The organism is Streptomyces sp. NPDC005302 (assembly GCF_040607345.1).
Lineage (GTDB): Bacteria > Actinomycetota > Actinomycetes > Streptomycetales > Streptomycetaceae > Streptomyces.
The window spans coordinates 80242-95882 of the sequence record NZ_JBEXGN010000019.1 but is presented as its reverse complement, the minus strand read 5'-3'; the positions used below and the strand labels follow the sequence as shown (position 1 = coordinate 95882).

At 72.3% G+C, this 15641-nt stretch carries 16 protein-coding genes; 7 read left to right on the top strand and 9 right to left on the bottom strand.

Translation table 11 applies throughout. The features are described 5' to 3' along the window. Positions 1-10: 10 nt before the first annotated feature. Genes ABZT74_RS25685 through ABZT74_RS25675 form a run of 3 tightly spaced genes read right to left on the bottom strand, consistent with a single transcriptional unit; the run spans position 11 to position 2908 of the window. Positions 11-1435: an FAD-dependent oxidoreductase gene (locus ABZT74_RS25685; RefSeq protein WP_356438506.1), complete on the bottom strand. Its 1425-nt coding sequence runs from the start codon at positions 1433-1435 to the stop codon at positions 11-13. After that, complete coding sequence (locus ABZT74_RS25680; protein ID WP_356438503.1) at positions 1428-1760, bottom strand: (2Fe-2S)-binding protein; 333 nt, start codon at positions 1758-1760, stop codon at positions 1428-1430. Before ABZT74_RS25680 ends, ABZT74_RS25685 begins: the two co-directional genes overlap by 8 nt. Beyond that, entirely contained in the window at positions 1757-2908 is a 1152-nt protein-coding gene (locus ABZT74_RS25675) for an FAD-binding oxidoreductase (protein WP_356176955.1), read from the bottom strand. Before ABZT74_RS25675 ends, ABZT74_RS25680 begins: the two co-directional genes overlap by 4 nt. A 159-nt stretch (positions 2909-3067) precedes the next feature. On the opposite strand from ABZT74_RS25675, the gene ABZT74_RS25670 reads away from it, so the two are divergent. Both ABZT74_RS25670 and ABZT74_RS25665 read left to right on the top strand, forming a co-directional pair. Further along, entirely contained in the window at positions 3068-4477 is a 1410-nt protein-coding gene (locus ABZT74_RS25670) for an aminopeptidase P family protein (protein ID WP_356438500.1), read from the top strand. Between the two features lie 186 nt (positions 4478-4663). Next, positions 4664-5284, top strand: a complete 621-nt coding sequence (locus ABZT74_RS25665) for a hypothetical protein (RefSeq protein ID WP_356438497.1) — start codon at positions 4664-4666, stop codon at positions 5282-5284. A 34-nt stretch (positions 5285-5318) separates the two neighbouring features. Here the strand turns inward: ABZT74_RS25665 and ABZT74_RS25660 are convergent, their stop codons facing one another. The 4 genes from ABZT74_RS25660 to ABZT74_RS25645 are packed head-to-tail and all read right to left on the bottom strand — an operon-like array spanning position 5319 to position 9322. Then, the gene (locus ABZT74_RS25660) at positions 5319-6134 is read right to left on the bottom strand and encodes an ABC transporter permease (protein WP_356438493.1); all 816 of its coding nucleotides are present in this window, start codon (positions 6132-6134) and stop codon (positions 5319-5321) included. A 10-nt stretch (positions 6135-6144) separates the two neighbouring features. Then, complete coding sequence (locus tag ABZT74_RS25655; RefSeq protein WP_356438490.1) at positions 6145-7035, bottom strand: ABC transporter permease; 891 nt, start codon at positions 7033-7035, stop codon at positions 6145-6147. Between the two features lie 7 nt (positions 7036-7042). Then, on the bottom strand, positions 7043-8239 hold the full coding sequence (locus ABZT74_RS25650; RefSeq protein WP_355881038.1) for an ABC transporter substrate-binding protein: 1197 nt from the start codon (positions 8237-8239) through the stop codon (positions 7043-7045). A gap of 36 nt (positions 8240-8275) precedes the next feature. After that, entirely contained in the window at positions 8276-9322 is a 1047-nt protein-coding gene (locus tag ABZT74_RS25645) for an ABC transporter ATP-binding protein (RefSeq protein WP_356438486.1), read from the bottom strand. A 115-nt stretch (positions 9323-9437) separates the two neighbouring features. On the opposite strand from ABZT74_RS25645, the gene ABZT74_RS25640 reads away from it, so the two are divergent. Next, positions 9438-10259 carry a GntR family transcriptional regulator gene (locus ABZT74_RS25640; protein ID WP_356176966.1) on the top strand — a complete coding sequence of 274 codons (822 nt, stop codon included), beginning with the start codon at positions 9438-9440 and terminating at the stop codon, positions 10257-10259. Further along, positions 10216-10995: a cache domain-containing protein gene (locus ABZT74_RS25635; RefSeq protein WP_356438483.1), complete on the top strand. Its 780-nt coding sequence runs from the start codon at positions 10216-10218 to the stop codon at positions 10993-10995. Before ABZT74_RS25640 ends, ABZT74_RS25635 begins: the two co-directional genes overlap by 44 nt. 42 nt (positions 10996-11037) lie before the next feature. On the opposite strand, the gene ABZT74_RS25630 is transcribed toward ABZT74_RS25635, so the two are convergent. Then, positions 11038-11697: a hypothetical protein gene (locus ABZT74_RS25630; protein WP_356438480.1), complete on the bottom strand. Its 660-nt coding sequence runs from the start codon at positions 11695-11697 to the stop codon at positions 11038-11040. A gap of 269 nt (positions 11698-11966) precedes the next feature. Here ABZT74_RS25630 and ABZT74_RS25625 point away from each other — a divergent pair, with 269 nt between their 5' ends. The 3 genes from ABZT74_RS25625 to ABZT74_RS25615 are packed head-to-tail and all read left to right on the top strand — an operon-like array spanning position 11967 to position 14474. Continuing rightward, a complete protein-coding gene (locus ABZT74_RS25625; RefSeq protein WP_356176970.1) occupies positions 11967-12626 on the top strand; it encodes a helix-turn-helix transcriptional regulator in 660 nt (219 codons plus the stop codon). 32 nt (positions 12627-12658) lie between these two features. Continuing rightward, positions 12659-13189, top strand: coding sequence for a toxin-antitoxin system, toxin component (locus tag ABZT74_RS25620; RefSeq protein WP_356438603.1), 531 nt, complete (start codon positions 12659-12661; stop codon positions 13187-13189). Between the two features lie 13 nt (positions 13190-13202). Beyond that, on the top strand, positions 13203-14474 hold the full coding sequence (locus tag ABZT74_RS25615; RefSeq protein WP_356438477.1) for an MAB_1171c family putative transporter: 1272 nt from the start codon (positions 13203-13205) through the stop codon (positions 14472-14474). A gap of 12 nt (positions 14475-14486) precedes the next feature. On the opposite strand, the gene ABZT74_RS25610 is transcribed toward ABZT74_RS25615, so the two are convergent. Then, positions 14487-15530, bottom strand: coding sequence for an alpha/beta hydrolase (locus ABZT74_RS25610; protein ID WP_356176974.1), 1044 nt, complete (start codon positions 15528-15530; stop codon positions 14487-14489). Positions 15531-15641 lie beyond the last annotated feature (111 nt).

Here is a 15641-nt window from a genome sequence, read left to right as displayed (position 1 = left end):
GACCCGGCGTTCATTCGTCCGGCTCCTCCCCGGCGGCCGCGAGCACGCCGAGCGGCACAGGACGCGCCAACAGCCGTCGCGCGGGCGTCTGTTCGCAGCCCGCGAGGCCGGCCACCGCCGGTTCGCACATCCGGCCCTGGCACCACCCCATCCCGGCGCGGGTGAGCAGCTTCACCGTGCGTACGTCGCCGGCCCCGAGGTCGGTGACGGCCTCGCGGATCCGGCCGCCCGTGACCTCCTCGCAGCGGCACACGACGGTGTCGTCGGTGACCTGGTCCGTCCAGTGCGCGGGCGGCGCGTACATCGTGTCGAGCGCCGCGGAGAAGGCCCGCAGGCGCGTACGGGACCGGGTCGCGCGGGTCGCCGCGCGCGGGTCGGGTGCGGCGCCGGAGAGCCGGGCCGCGATCGACCGGCCCGCGATGTGCCCCTCGGCCAGGGCGAGCGCGGATCCGCCGATCCCGGTCGTCTCACCCGCGGCCCACACGCCGGGCACGTCGGTGCGCTGCTCCTCGTCCACGTCCACCCGGAGTCCGTCGATCCGGCAGCCGAGCGTCTCGGCGAGATCGGTGTGCGGGATCATCCCGTGGCCCACGGCGAGCGTGTCGCAGGCGATGCGCCGCCCGGTGCCGGCCCCGACCCGTCCGTCGCGGCCGAGCGCGGCGACAGTGACGGCGTCGAGCCGCTCGTCACCGTGCGCCTCGACGATGACATGGCGGGAGAGGAACGGCACACGGTGACGCAGGAGTTCGGCCGCGTACCGGGCGCCCTCGGCGACCTTCGCGGGCTGCGCCGCCAGCGCGGCGGCTCCCCGGACGAAGGCGCCCGGGCCGGCGGACTCCACCAGCGCGGCGACCTCGACCCCGGCGGCGGCCAGGCCGGTCGCCACCGGCAGCAGGAGCGGCCCGGTCCCGGCGACGACGGCGGTACGGCCCGGCACGACGAGGCCTCCCTTGAGCATGGCCTGGGCCCCGCCCGCCGTCACGACGCCGGGGAGGGTCCAGCCGGGAAAGGGCAGCACCTTCTCGTATCCGCCGGTGGCGAGGAGGACGGCGTCCGCCCTCACGACCGCCGAGCGGTCCTGGAGAGGGCCCAGCAGGGCGTGGACCCTGAAGCCCGGCGCCGCGCCGCCCTCCTCTCCGGTCCCCGCCGGTTCCACCAGCCAGACATGGCGATCCGTCAGATGCGAGACCGTGCCCGCTTCCAGGTGCCGCGCGAGCCCTTCCTCCAGCCGTTCCCAGGTGTGCCACTGGTGGTGCAGGGCGCCGGGCCTGCGGGCGCGCAGGGCGGGCGCGGGGCGCCGGTAGAACTGGCCGCCCGCCGTGACCGCGGCGTCGATCAGCGTGACACGGATCCCGCGTGCCGCCGCGGCGAGGGACGCGGCGAGCCCTGCCGGCCCGGCGCCGATCACCGCGAGGTGGTGCCGTCCCTCAGTCATCGTGGCCCGTGCCTTCCCGACCGCCGCCCGCGTCGTGGCCGCTGCCGTCCTGGGTGTGGATCGCGTCGCCGGGCTCCAGCGGAACCAGGCAGGCCCGTTGGTTGGGGCGGCCGTTGACGGTGACGAGGCAGTCGAAGCAGACGCCGATGCCGCAGAAGACACCGCGTGGCCGGCCGGAGTCGCGGGTGGTGCGCCAGGAGGTGACGCCCGCGGCCCACAGCGCGGCCGCCACCGTCCGGCCGGACAGCGCCTCGATCTCGCGGCCGTCGAGGGTGACGGTGAACGCGGGTCCGGGCTCGGCCCCGGCCAGTTCCAGCGGGTTCACGCGGCCTCCTCCTGGAAGCGGTCGGGCCGGAACGGCGCGAGGTCGAGGTCGGGTGTCGCGCCGGTCATGGCCTGCGCGACGAGGTGTCCGGTCGCCGTGGCCAGACCGATCCCGGCACCTTCGTGGCCGCAGGCGTGGAAGAGCCCGGGCGCCCGGGGGTCGGGGCCGATCGCCGGCAGGTGGTCGGGGAGATAGGGCCGGAACCCGAGATAGGTCCGCAGGGCACGCACCTCCGCCAGGAAGGGGAAGAGCCGGGTGGCGCCCGCGGCGAGTTCGCGGACGACGGGCAGCGAGAACGAGCGGTCGAAGCCGACCCGTTCACGGCTCGCGCCGATCAGGACCGGGCCGGCCGCCGTTCCCTCCACCACCGGTGAGGTCTGGAGGGCGGCCGAGTCGCTGGCCACGTCGGCGACGTAGTCCGCCGCGTACACCTTGTGCCGTACGCGGCGCGGCAGCGGTTCCGTGACGAGGACGAAACCGCGGCGGGGCAGTACAGGAAGGCCGACTCCGGCGCGGGCCGCCACCTCACGGCCCCAGGTACCGGCCGCGTTGACGACGGCCGGCGCGTGCAGGTCGCCCCGGTCGGTGCGCACCCCGCGGACCGATCCGTCCCGCGCCCGCAGCACCTCGGTCACGGTGCGCCCGGTGAACAGCCGCGCGCCCGAGGCCCGTACGAGATGGGCGGCGGCGAGTGCGGGCATCACCTGGGTGTCCTGGGGGTAGTGCACGGCGCCCGCGAGGCCGGGGGCCAGGTGCGGCTCGAGATCGTGGAGCCGGTCGGCGGTGACCGGCTCGGCCAGGACACCGGCCGCGCGCTGACCGGCCGCGAAACTCTCCAGCGCGGCCAGCCCGTCGGGGGTCGACGCCACGACGACCCCGCCCTTCGCCTCGTACTCGATCGCCTCCCCGTACCGCTCGGCGAGGTCGGCCCACAACCGCCCGGAGAGCAGGGCCAGATCGAGTTCGGGCCCGGGTTCCTTGTCGGAGACGAGCAGGTTCCCCTCGCCCGCGCCGGTCGTGCCGCCGGCGACCGGGCCACGGTCCACCACGGCCACGTCGAGGCCGGCGCGAGCCGCGTACAGAGCGCAGGCGGCACCCACCATTCCGGCACCGACGACCACGACATCGCAGGTAAAGGGCTTGCTCACGCCAGTACTATGTCACATGCTTCTGTTGGGCGGAATGGTAGGCGCCGAGGGCGGACGCTCCTCTCGGACGCCGTGCCGGCCGTGTTCCCGCGGCACGCCGGGCCGCCCGACGGCCGTGACCCGAACTGACCCGACGAGCTGAAGAAGAAGGTGTCCGCCGTGGCCAAGGCCCGGAAGAACGGCCTCTACCGAGGAATCTCCGACGAGCTGTCCGCCCTGATGCGTACGGGCTGGGCCGACACCGAGCAGGCAGGCCTGCGACCGGGCGAGCAGGCCGCGCACGCGGCCCGGCGCCGCGCCGCGCTGTCCGCCCTGTTCCCGGGTGAACGACTGGTCATCCCGTCCGGTGGCCTCAGGAACAGGTCGAACGACACCCACTACCCGTTTCGCGCGTACTCGGGCTACGTCCACATGACGGGTGATCAGGCACGTGATGGCGCACTGGTGTTGGAACCGCGGGACGGCGGCGGTCACGACGCGCACTGCTATCAGCTCCCCCGCGACAGCCGGGACAGCGACGAGTTCTGGACGGGCATGACGGCCGAGCTGTGGATGGGCAGGCGCCGCTCCCTCGCCGAGTCGGAGCAGGTGCTCGGGCTCCCCTGCCGCGACATCCGCACGCTCTCCAAGGACCTGGCGGACACCGGCGTCCCGACCCGCGTCGTGCGCGGCCACGCCCCGGCGATCGACGCGGTCCTCGTCACGGACGAGGAGCGGGACGCCGAGCTGGAGGAGGCACTGTCCGGGCTGCGGTTGGTGAAGGACGCGTGGGAGATCGGCGAGCTGCGCCGGGCGGTGGACTCCACGGTGCGCGGATTCATCGACGTCGTACGGGAGTTGTCGCAGGCCGTCGCGACCTCGGAGCGGTGGATCGAGGGCACGTTCTTCCGGCGCGCCCGCGTCGAGGGCAACGACGTCGGCTACGGCTCGATCTGCGCGGCCGGCGAGCACGCCACGATCATGCACTGGGTGGAGAACGACGGCCCCGTCCGCCCCGGTGATCTGCTGCTCCTCGACGCGGGTGTGGAGACCCGCACGCTCTACACCGCCGACGTGACCCGCACCCTCCCGATCAGCGGCACGTTCACACCGCTGCAGCGGGAGATCTACGACGCGGTGTACGCGGCGCAGGAAGCCGGCATGGCCGCGGTGAGGCCCGGCGCCCCGTACCGCGACTTCCACGACGCCGCCCAGTGGTCGATGACCGAGCGGCTGGTGGCCTGGGGGCTCATCGAGGGGCCGGTGCGGCGGGCGTTCGACCTCGGTCTGCAGCGCCGCTTCACCATGGCGGGCACCGGACACATGCTGGGCCTCGATGTGCACGACTGCGCGCGGGCCCGTAACGAGGACTACGTCGGCGGCGTCCTGGAGCCGGGCATGGTCCTCACGGTGGAGCCGGGCCTCTACTTCCAGCCGGACGACCTGACGGTCCCCGAGGAGTGGCGCGGCATCGGCATCCGGATCGAGGACGATCTCCTGGTCACGGCGGACGGCTACGAGAACCTGTCGGGCGCGCTGCCGCGCTCGGCCGACGAGGTCGAGGCGTGGATGCGGGAGCACGCGGGCTAATGGTCCGGCGTCCCCCGGGCGCGCGCCCGCCGGCCGCCGGACTGCTCCCGATGGTCAACCAGCATGCGGTGAACGGTAGTTCGCCCGCATGTGGGTCTGCCTCCGGGGTAGTCGGAAGGCTCCGCGCACACATGGTGCGCGGAGCGGGCGGGATCCGAGGGAGACCGTCGCGGGAGGGGGAGACCGATGATCGAGAAGCTCTCCGGCTTTCTGGCCCGGCACCTGTGGCTCCAGGTGGTCTTGTCGTGGCTGGCGGCCACCGCCGTCCTGCTGCTGATCTACCCCGGGCGCTCGGTCCCGGCCGTGCTGGCCCGGGTCGTGATCACATCCGTGGGCGGCCTCTGGATCGCCCTGCGCATCCGGTCCCGGGAGAAGCGGGCCGCCGGTGGCTCGACGGGTGGACTGGTCGCTCTGGAGCGGCAGTTGCGCACCGGTGAGGTGCCCGCCGAACCGGAGCGGCGGCAGGCCATGCGGGAGCTGGTGGACCGGCGGCTGCACCGGACCCGGCACCGCGGGGCGGCGCTGGTGTTCCTCTTCCTCCTCTTCGGTGGCGTGGTGGTGCTGACGGCCGTGACGGCGGGACCGCGGCAGACGCTCGGGTTCGGACTGCTGACGGTGGTCTTCCTGACCTGGGCCGTCGTCGGCGGTGGCCGCGGACAGCGGCGGTTGCGGCACATGCGGGACCTGCTCGCCGCGGCCCCGGACCCCGCCGGCCCGGATCGCTCCGCCCCGGGCCCCGGCGGTCTCGGCCTTCCGGCCTCGAACGGGTCCGGCCCCGGCCGGCCCGGGCAGCCGCAGCCCCGGTGACCGGAGCGCGGGGCGGCCCACTCTCCCGGCCCGGTCAGATCCTGCTCTCGGTGGCGGTGTCCGCCGACAGCCGCTGGGCCACGTAGATCGGGATCACGGAGAGCAGGACGAGGACGGCCGCGACGACGTTCACGACCGGTGCCTGCTGGGGCCGGGTCATGTTGTTGAAGATCCAGATCGGCAGGGTCTCGATCCCGGGCCCGGCCGTGAACGTCGTGACGACGATCTCGTCGAAGGACAGCGCGAAGGCGAGCAGCCCGCCGGCCAGCAACGCCGAGCGCACCAGCGGGAAGGTGACGTCGGCGAAGGCCCGGAAGGTGTCCGCTCCCAGGTCCATCGCCGCTTCCTCGTAGCTGCCGGAGGTTCGGCGCAGCCGGGCGACGACGTTGTTGAAGACGACGACGATGCAGAAGGTCGCGTGGCCGACGACCACGGTGAACATGCCCAGTCCGACGCCGAGCGGCTGGAGCACCGTACTGAACGCCGAGTTGAGGGCGATGCCCGTGACGATCCCGGGCAGCGCGATCGGCAGCACGACCACGAAGGAGACGGCGCCGCGGCCGAAGAAGCGGTGGCGGGCGACCGCGAAGGCGATCAGCGTGCCCAGCACCAGGGCGATCGCCGTGGCGCCGAGGCCCGCCTTGACCGAGACCCACAGGGCGTCGCGGGCGCCCGCGTTGTCCCAGGCGGCCGACCACCAGTGGACGGTGAGACCGGAGGGCGGCCAGCTCGCGCTGCGGTCCGGGTTGAAGGAGTTGACCAGGACCAGCGCGAGCGGCACGTAGATGACCGCGAAGCCGAGCCCGGCGGCGACGCGCAGGGCGATGCGCGCGGGACGGGAGAGTTGCACAGCGGGCTCCTCAGAGACTGCTCAGGGCGCCCGTGCGGCGCATCGCGAGGAGGTACACCACGATGACCACGACGGGGACCGTGCCGAGCGCGGCGGCCATGGGCAGGTTCAGTTCGATGTTGGAGTAGACGACGTTGCCGATGAGCTGGGTCTTTCCGCCGACGATCTGCACGGTGATGTAGTCGCCGAGGCTGAGTGAGAAGGTGAAGACCGAGCCGGCGGCCACGGACGGCAGGACCATCGGCAGCACGACGGAGCGGAAGGTACGGGCCGCACCCGCGCCCAGGTCGGCCGACGCGTCGAGGAGGTTGGCGGGCAGCTGCTCCAGCGCCGTGTGGATCGGCAGGATCATGTACGGCAGCCAGAGGTAGGTCAGCGCGATGATCGCCGCGGTCAGGCCGAACCCGGGGCCGCTGAGCCCGAAGGGCCGCAACATCCAGTCGGCGAGGCCTCCTTGGGAGAGGATCAGCCGCCAGGCGTAGACCTTGACGAGGTAACTCGCCCACAGCGGGGTGAGGATGGCGACGACGAGCAGCGGCCGCCGGCTCGGTCGGGCGACGCGGGCCGTGTAGAAGGCGACGGGGAAGGCGATCAGGGCGCACAGGACGGTGACCGCGAGGGCGACGCCGATGCTGCGCAGGACGACCTGCCGGAAGACGGGCGTGGTGAACAGCTCGTGGAAGTTGTCCGTCGACCAGACCTTGACGACCTCCGAGGTGAAGGAGTCGGTCGTCCAGAACGCGGAGACGAACAGCACGGCCAGCGAACCGAGATAGAGCACGGCGAGCCACAGCAGCGGTGCGGCCAGGAGCAGGGACAGCCGCAGCCGGGAGTGCCGGTGCAGGGTCCCGGCGAGCCGCCGGACGGGGGAGCGTCCGGCGGCCGGCAGGGTGGAGGTCATCGCTTCGTCAGCCCTTGATCTCGGTCCAGGCCTGGACCCACTTGGCGTAGGGGACGCACGTGACGTCGGTGCGGCCGTCCAGGCACTGCTCGATGGGCGTGTTCCAGAAGGCGATGTTCTTCCAGTAGCCCTCGTCGGCGGCGTGGAAGGTGTCGCAGAAGGAGCTGTCGCTGGTGTCGGCGCAGGCCTTGGAGTTGGCGGGCGCCTCACCGAAGTACTCGGCGACCTGGGCGTTCACCTTCGGGGAGATGATCCAGTCCATCCACTTGTAGGCGCAGTTGGGGTGCTTGGCCTTGGCGGAGACCATCCAGGTGTCGGACCAGCCGGTGGAGCCCTCCTCGGGCACGAACGCCTTCACCGCGGCACCCTCGTCGGCGGTGAGGTTGGCGATGACCTGCCAGCTCGTGCCGATGACGGAGTCACCGCTCTTGAACGCCGAGATCTCCTTCAGGTAGTCGCTCCAGTACTCCCCCACGTTCGCGCTCTGCTTCTTCAGCAGGGCGACCGCGGCATCGAACTGCTTCTGGTCGAGGGCGTAGGGGTCCTTGATCTTCAACTCGGGCCTGGCGGACTTCAGATAGAGGGCCGCGTCGGCTATGTAGATGGGCGAGTCGTACGCGGTGACGTGGCCCTTGTACGCGGAGGCGTCGTCGAAGACCGCGGACCAGGAGGTCGGGGCGGGCGTGACCTTTCGGGTGTTGTACATCAGGAGGTTGGCGCCGCGGCCGTGCGGGATGCCGTACATCTGGCCGTCGACGGAGTTCCAGGCCCCCTTCTTCAGGCCGCTGAAGACGTCCTTGTAGTTCGGTACGAGGCCCGTGTTGACGGGGGCCGCGTCGCCCGAGGCGATCAGGCGCAGGGAGGCGTCGCCGGAGGCGGAGACCGCGTCGTACTGACCGGTCTTCATCAGCTTGACCATCTCGTCGGAGCTGGCGGCCACCTTGGAGTTGACCTGGCAGCCGGTCTGCTTCTCGAAGTCGCCGACCCAGTCGACCTTCGGGTCGTTGGAGCCGTCCTCGACATAGCCGGCCCAGGCGATCAGGTTGACCTGCCCCTCCGTCTTGCCGAGCTTCGTGGGGGCCTTGAGGTCGGGCGGGTTGAGGCCGCCGGCCGAGGAGGAGCCGGAGTCGGAGGATCCACAGGCGGTGGCCGCGAGGAGCGCCGCGACGGCGGCGGCGGCCTGGAGGGTTCGGGTGAGGCGCACGACGTACTCCATGGGTGACGGGGTCTGAGCGGGAGGTCAGCTGGGGTCGGGGACCCGGACCGAGTGGCGGTGGTGCCACCGGAGACGGACGCGGGTGCCGCGCAGGGCGGCGACGTCCTCGGAGGAGGTGTCCAGGTTCTGCTGGAGCGCGGTGAGGCGGCCGCCGGCGTCGAGGTCCACCAGGAAGCGGGTGGAGTCCCCCAGGTAGACGACCTCGGCGACGGTTCCGGTGGTGCTGGAGTGCTCCGGTTCGCCGGCCTCGTCGGGCCCGCCGGACTCTTCGAGGACGCGGATCTTCTCGGGCCGGATGCTGTAGGTGCCCGGGGAGCCGACGACCTGCTGGGCGGACTGGCCGTCCAGCAGGTTGGAGGTGCCGACGAAGCCCGCGACGAACGGGGTGGCGGGGCGTTCGTAGATCTCGGCCGGGGTGCCGACCTGTTCGATGCGGCCCTGGTGGAAGACGGCGATGCGGTCGCTCATCGTCAGGGCCTCCTCCTGGTCGTGGGTGACGAACACGAAGGTGATGCCGACCTCGCGCTGGATCGCCTTGAGTTCGACCTGCATCTGCTCGCGCAGCTTGAGGTCGAGGGCGCCGAGCGGTTCGTCGAGCAGCAGGACGCTGGGGCGGCCGACGAGGGCCCTGGCGAGGGCGACGCGCTGGCGCTGGCCGCCGGAGAGCTGACCCGGGCGGCGCCGGCCGAAGCCGTCGAGACGCACGTCGGCGAGCGCCTTGCGGGCCCGCACCAGCCGCTCCGCCTTGGGCACCTTGCGGACCTTCAGGCCGTAGGCGACGTTCTGTTCCACCGTCATGTGCGGGAAGAGGGCGTAGTCCTGGAAGACGGTGTGGACGTCCCGTTCGAAGGGCGCGAGGCCGGTGACCTCCTGGCCGGCCAGCTCGATCCGGCCGGCGGTCGGGCGCTCGAACCCGGCGATCATCCGCAGCACGGTCGTCTTTCCGGAGCCGGACGGGCCGAGCATCGAGAAGAACTCGCCGTCGGCTATCTCCAGATCGACTCCGGCCACGGCGGTCGTGCTTCCGAACGTCTTGCGCAGGCCCTGGAGCCGGATCGCCTGTGCCTCCATGGGCGGGAACCTTTCTGGTGCGGTGGCGCGTTGCAACACTGACCGGAAAGATATGAAGTCATAGTTCAAATCTCAAGACCCCTTTAGAGTAAAGGTTGAGTCAACGCACAAGGTGGTGACCGTGAAGCAACACAGGGACGGCGTCCGCAGAGCCGTCTTCACTCCCGTGGACAACCGCGCCCGCGTCGAGACGGTGGTGCACCGGATCGGCGACGCCATCGAGCTCGGGCTGCTCGCCGACGGCGAGCAGCTGCCGGGCGAGATGGAGCTGGCCGGGCAGCTCGGCGTGTCCACGGTCACCCTGCGCGAGGCGCTCATGGCCCTGAGACAGCAGGGACTGGTCACCACGCGGCGCGGACGCGGCGGCGGCAGCTTCGTCTCCCTGCCCGAGGTCCCCGGCGAGGACCGGCTGCGGGCCCGGCTGGCCGGCTGGAGCACCGAGGAGCTGCGCGACCTCGGGGACCACTGGGCGGCCGTCTCGGGTGCCGCCGCAAGGCTCGCGGCACAGCGCACCGAAGCGGACGACCTGCGGGCGCTGCGGCGCACCCTGGACGAGCTGTCGTCGGCCGAGGACGCCGCCGCCCGCGGCCGCCTCTACGGCCGTTTCCACGTCGAACTCGCCGCGGCGGCACAGTCCGCCCGGCTGACCCGTGAACAGGTCGCGCTCCAGACCGAGGTGGGAGCGCTGATGTGCCTGGTGCTCGGGGACGACGAATATCGTGAAGAAGTCGCAGACCGTCACCGCTCCGTAATCTCGGCGGTGCAAGATGGGGCCCACGATTCGGCCAGAGCGCTGGCCGAGCGGTGCGTACAGGACTCGACGGCCCGGCTCATCGGCCTGCGTCTGGCGATGCCTCGCACCGCGTCCGGTTCCCGTCCGCAGGAGGGCGCCCATGAGCAGGAGCCCCGGCCCGGTCGGCGCGACCGCAACGCTTGACGGCGGTCCCGAGGCGGCCGTCGCCGCCCAGGTCCGCTCGACACTGGAGGCCGTCTTCGCCGCGGTCGCCGAGACCCGGGACGAGACGGCCGCACTGCTCACCCGCGTGGCCGCGCAGGGCCGCCGTCCCGCCACGGTGGACCTCGCCGCGCTGCGCCCGGGACTCCATCTGCGCCTCGTCCGACAGGAGTTGGTCTCCGGCGTCGGCTTCGTGGCAGCGCCCGGCCTGCTCGGTGACGTACCGGCGTGGCTGGAGTGGTGGCAGCAGGGCGCCGACGGGAACGTACGGCCGCTGCTGCTCGATCTCGACCCGGCGCACTCCGCGTACTCCGACTACACGCACTGGGACTGGTTCGCGCTCCCGCGGGACACCGGACGGCGCGCGGTCGCCGGACCCTACGTCGACTACCTCTGTTCCGACGAGTACAGCCTGACGCTGTCCGCGCCCGTGCACGTGGAGGGCCGGTTCGTGGGGGTGGCTGCGGCCGACGTGTACCTGCGGCACTTCGAGGGCGCGGTCGTACCGCTCCTGCAGCGGCTGCCCGGGGCCGCCCATCTGGTCAACGCGCGGGGCCGGGTGGCCGCCTCCGCCGACCCGGACCATCTGGCCGGATCACTCACCAAGGGACCGGACTTCGGGTCCGTGCTGAGCGCGGCCCGGACCGCGCGCTTCGAGGAGCTGCGGCTCGTCCCGTGCGACGGCGTGCCACTCGTCCTGGTGACACCGGCCGGCTGAGCCGGCGTCCACGGGACCACACCGGGGACCGTGCCCGACGGCTCAGACCGCGCGCAGTTCCGCGGCGCCGTTACGGGTGGTGCGCGCCTTGCCGGGGCCGCCCGGAACCGGGCGGACCGCCTCGCGCAGGACGAGCGTCATCCGCGTATAGCCCATGTCCTGAAGGGTTTTGGGGGTGTCGTCGACGATGCGGCAGTCGGTGCTGCCCCAGCGCGGGTCCGGGTGCACGACCCGGCGCACCGCGCCGTCGTGCTGGACCGCACCCGGGCCGACCGCGCGGATCCAGTGCGGCAGACCGTGTCGGTAGGCCGCGTCCATGATCGGGTCCTGGGCGATGTCCCGGCGGATCGACAGAAGTCCGCGGTCCTGTCCGTGCTGCTCGACGGCCGCCGCGAAGTGCGCGAGCATGGGAAGGCACCAGCTCGACTCGTGCTCGCCGAGGACCGTGGCGGCGTCCGGATGGAACAGGACGAAGCGCAGGAAGTTGTCCCCCGGCATGGCGGTCGGGTGCGCGCCGACGCCGCTGAAAAGTGTCTCGAACCCGGCGTTGGACAGGACGACGTCCCAGCGGTGGTCGAACACCACGGAGGGGAACGGGACGGCCTCGAGCAGGCTCGCGTAGTCCTGGAGGTACGCCTGAGCTTCGAGACTCTCGGGGACAGGTCGCGGCTGGGACCGCTGCCTTCCTGCCTGGTACGCCATCGGGAGGTCACCCCTCTTGCCTCTGCGGCCTTCACGCGGCGCACCGATCCTGCTGCCCAGGGCACAGGCGTGTCAACTATCGTGGCATTTGGCGCTTGTTGACGGCTGAATCTCGCCACAGTTGTGGCGAGACCTGGATGTGAGTTCGAGCAAGGGGCTACGCTCCGCATGGTCCCCGGTCTTCGCGCCGGGACACGTCCTGGCCATCGCGTCCGGATGGTTCCCGACCTTCGTGAGAGCGACCTGAGAGAGACGTAGGAGATCTGTCGGTGACGGATGGCTTCGAGGTTCCGGGCGCCACGGCGACGGTTCTGCTGCAGGCCGTCGTGGCCCGGGTCACCACACTCGCCGACCGGCTCGGCGTGCAGCACGCCGAGGTCTTCGACGTCCGGCGGCTGTCGGCCGAATCCGGTGTCCCCGAGCCCGTGGTCAAGACCCTGCTCGGCGGCCGCCCCGCCGGCGAACCCGACCTGCAGGCCCGCTTCCTGCAACGACTCGACCTGCTGCGCCGCACCCGGCTCAAGCCCAACGGACGCCGCCACACCCAGCAGGAGATCGCGGACGGCGCCGGCATGTCGCGCCAACAGGCGGGCGCCCTCATCAACGGCGACCGGCGCCCCACGATGGAGCACTGCGACGCCATCCAGCGGTTCTTCCGCGTGCACGCCGGATTCCTGACCGCGGAGGACTCCGAAGCGCTCGTGGGTGCCCTCCAGCGCTCCGAGCAGGAACTCCTGCAACGACTCGCCGACCGCGAACGGGCGGCGGCCACCGTCGCCGAGGACGATCCGCTGGACCGGCTGCTCCTCGACCACGGGGTCCGCGGAATCGCCTGGCGTGCCGCCCAGTTGCCCACCGACCAGCACCGGGACAAGGTCGCCGAGTGGCTGGACATGCTCCTGGAGAGCGTCAAGCGGCCAGAGTCGTGAGCCGGGGGAGATCTGTGGGCATCGGAAGGGACATGCGCCGCCTGTGCGGCGAGCTGGTCGCTGAGCTGTCGCTCCCGGCACCGGCGGCACCCGCCGACCTGTACGCGGCGCTGTGCGGCGCGATGAGCAGACGCCGCGGCCGTCCCGTCCGGTTCCGTACGGCCCCCTTCCCGCCCGGCACCGCCAGCGGCCTGTGGCTCGACATGGCCGAGCAGGACCTCGTCGTCATCGAGGAACGCACCGCGCCGGACCACCAGTTGGTCATCCTCGGCCACGAGCTGTGGCACATGAAGGCCGGGCACTGCGGCCACCATGTCGAGGGCGCCGCCGTCGCCGCACGCTTACTGAGCGAGGGCGCCGACCTCCGGGCGACCGTCCTCAAGGTGGCCGCCCGCACCCGCTTCGACCTCGCGGACGAGAAGGAGGCCGAGGGCTTCGGTCTGCTGCTCGCCAGCAAGTGCCGCACCTGGCTCGCCGGTTCGTCGCTGCGCGGCCCGGTTCAGCGTGACGGACTGGCCGGCCGCATCGAGGCGTCCCTGGGCTACCGCGGGCCGCGGGGCTGAAGGTCCCTCGACCATGGACGGATCCAGCTACTACATCCCCGCCGTCGCCATGGGCGCCGCCCTCACCTTCAAGGGGCCCGCGCTGCTGCGCGGCTGGCGCGATCCCCTGCTGCGCTCCGTGGGCGTCCTGCTGGCTCTCGCGGGCCTGGTCTTCCTCTTCGCCGCCCCGCCGACCATCGCCGCCGTCAACGACGCCACCGGGATACCGAACGTCTCCGCACCCTTGGTCTACTGCCTGTTGAGCGCCTTCAGCGCCTCCTGCCTGGTGCTCATCATCAACTGGCGCGGCGGACCGCCCGAGGTGACACAACGCCTCGCCCGCCGCTGGATCCTCGGCTACACCGTGGTCGGCGTGGCCCTGATCACGCTGTTCGTCCTGGGTGAGACACCCGTCGAACGGCTGCGGGATCTGGACACCTACTACGCCAACACCCCGTTCGTCCGCGAGATGATCGTGCTCTACCTCGTCTCGCTGTCCGTCGCGGGGATCGCGATGAACGTCATGTGCTGGCGCTGGGCCGCGCAGGTCCGCGGCCGGCTGCGCGCCGGACTGGTGGTCATCGCGCTCGGCTCCCTCTTCAACATCCCCTACTCGGCGGCCAAGTTCGCCGCCGTGGTGGCCCGCTGGAACGGCGGCGACCTGGACGGCCTGAGCACCAACGTGGCACCCGTACTCGCTTCGGTGGGCGCCCAGCTCACCGCGGTCGGCTTCTGTGTGCCGCTGGCCTGCGGGCGCATCGGGGACAGTTGGAACACCTGGTCGACCTACCGACGGCTCGGACCGCTGTGGCGCGAACTGCGCCCGGTCGCCGCTCCGGAGGACCGCGCGCTGCGCATCTCCTGGTGGTCACCCGCCGAACTCCAGGTCACACAGCGCGAGTCCGACATCCACGACGGCATGCTCAACCTTTATCCGTACTTCGACCCCGCCCTGCGCACCCGGGCCTACGACGCCGCGGTCGCCGCCGGTTCCTCCCGCGGCGACGCGCAGGCCGAGGCCGACGCCGCGATGGTGACGGCGGCGGTGCGCGCGAGGGCGGCCGACCCCGACGGCCGGGTCATCAGCTCGGCGGACGCGGCCACCGCGCCGGGCGCCGCGGACACCTCGGCCGTGCGCGGCGACGGTCCGCGTGATCTCGTCCGCATGTCGATCGCGCTGCGCGACTCGGCGGTCGTGGCGGCGGCACGCCGGGCCGGGCACGCGGGCTCCCCGCCCGTGAATCCGGCGATCGAGTCCGCCGGGACGGCCGGGCCCGCCTCGGCCGACGAGGGCCGCGGCGACTGACCGCGGCCCGGCTCAGGTGGCGCTGCGTTCGCTCGCCTCGCGCAGATCCCTCTCCAGCGCACGGTTCCTGGCGGTGTCCGGCTGCCCCGCCGCCGTACCCGGGCGTCCGGCGCGCAGCAGCTCGCGCCAGTGCTCGCGGCTCCAGTCGGCGGGACGCGTACCGGCCGTGAACTCCTCGACCAGGGCGAGGAAGCGGGCCGGATCACTGTGGAACGGGAAGTGGCCGGCGCCCTCGAAGATCTCCAGCCGGCTGCCCGGCATGGCCTCGTGGGCGCCGTAGGCGTGCCGCACCGGCACCACGCTGTCCCGGTCGCCCCACAGCAGCATGGTGGGCATGCCCTCCGTGAGGTAGCAGCGGTCGAGCATGGTGACCGCCTGGCCACGCCAGTCGACGACGGCACGCAGCGTCCGGATGAACGCGCTGCGGGACGTCGTGTCGGGCAGCGCGTCCACCAGGTTCAGCAACTCCGGTGCGTCCTGGCCCAGATCGGTGTCGAGCAGTCGCATCAACCGCAGGAAGAGCCCCACCTGGAGGCGCATGCCGGGCAGTTGCAGGGAGGAGAGCACAAGATGCGCGCCGGGCAGGGAGACGGCGCGCAGCACGGGGTTGACCTCGCCGCCGACACCGCCCGCGCTCACGAGGATGAGCCGTTCGGTGCGTTCGGGGAACTGGTACGCGAACTGCATCGCCACTCCCCCGCCCAGCGAATGCCCGACCAGCGTGGCGGACTCGATGTCGAGGGTCGTCAGCAGATCGCGTACGCCGTTGGCGTAGGCGGCCACCGAGTAGTCGGCGCGCGGCTTGTCGGACGCGCCGTGGCCGAGCAGGTCCGGTGCGATCACCGTGTGGCTGCGGGCGAGGTCGGGGATCAGGTCGGCCCAGGTGGCGGAGGAGTCGCCGATGCCGTGGATCAGGACGAGCGCCGGGCCCTCGCCGGCCATCCGGTACGCGCGCCGGTAGCCGTGCACGACACGGTGGCGCAGGCGCAGTTCCGCGTCGTTCACGGAGCGCAGCCGCGGGGTGCGCCGGGGGTGCGGGGGCGGTGAGTCGTCCACGGGCTGACCTCCCGTTCCCGGCCGCCGCGAGGGCGGCCGACGCAGTTCACGAGCCGCCGGGAGGACGGCTCCGAGGCCGTCCGGCGGGCGGCCGAGAGCTCTTCCCTCCAG

Excerpts from the sequence above, each read along its gene's own strand:
- ABZT74_RS25620 (WP_356438603.1), top strand. The coding sequence starts at position 12,659 with ATGCGCCGCCTGTGCGGCGAGCTGGTCGCTGAGCTGTCGCTCCCGGCA.
- ABZT74_RS25685 (WP_356438506.1), bottom strand. The coding sequence starts at position 1,435 with ATGACTGAGGGACGGCACCACCTCGCGGTGATCGGCGCCGGGCCGGCA.
- ABZT74_RS25665 (WP_356438497.1), top strand. The coding sequence starts at position 4,664 with ATGATCGAGAAGCTCTCCGGCTTTCTGGCCCGGCACCTGTGGCTCCAG.
- ABZT74_RS25655 (WP_356438490.1), bottom strand. The coding sequence starts at position 7,035 with ATGACCTCCACCCTGCCGGCCGCCGGACGCTCCCCCGTCCGGCGGCTC.
- ABZT74_RS25645 (WP_356438486.1), bottom strand. The coding sequence starts at position 9,322 with ATGGAGGCACAGGCGATCCGGCTCCAGGGCCTGCGCAAGACGTTCGGA.
- ABZT74_RS25615 (WP_356438477.1), top strand. The coding sequence starts at position 13,203 with ATGGACGGATCCAGCTACTACATCCCCGCCGTCGCCATGGGCGCCGCC.
- ABZT74_RS25635 (WP_356438483.1), top strand. The coding sequence starts at position 10,216 with ATGAGCAGGAGCCCCGGCCCGGTCGGCGCGACCGCAACGCTTGACGGC.
- ABZT74_RS25630 (WP_356438480.1), bottom strand. The coding sequence starts at position 11,697 with ATGGCGTACCAGGCAGGAAGGCAGCGGTCCCAGCCGCGACCTGTCCCC.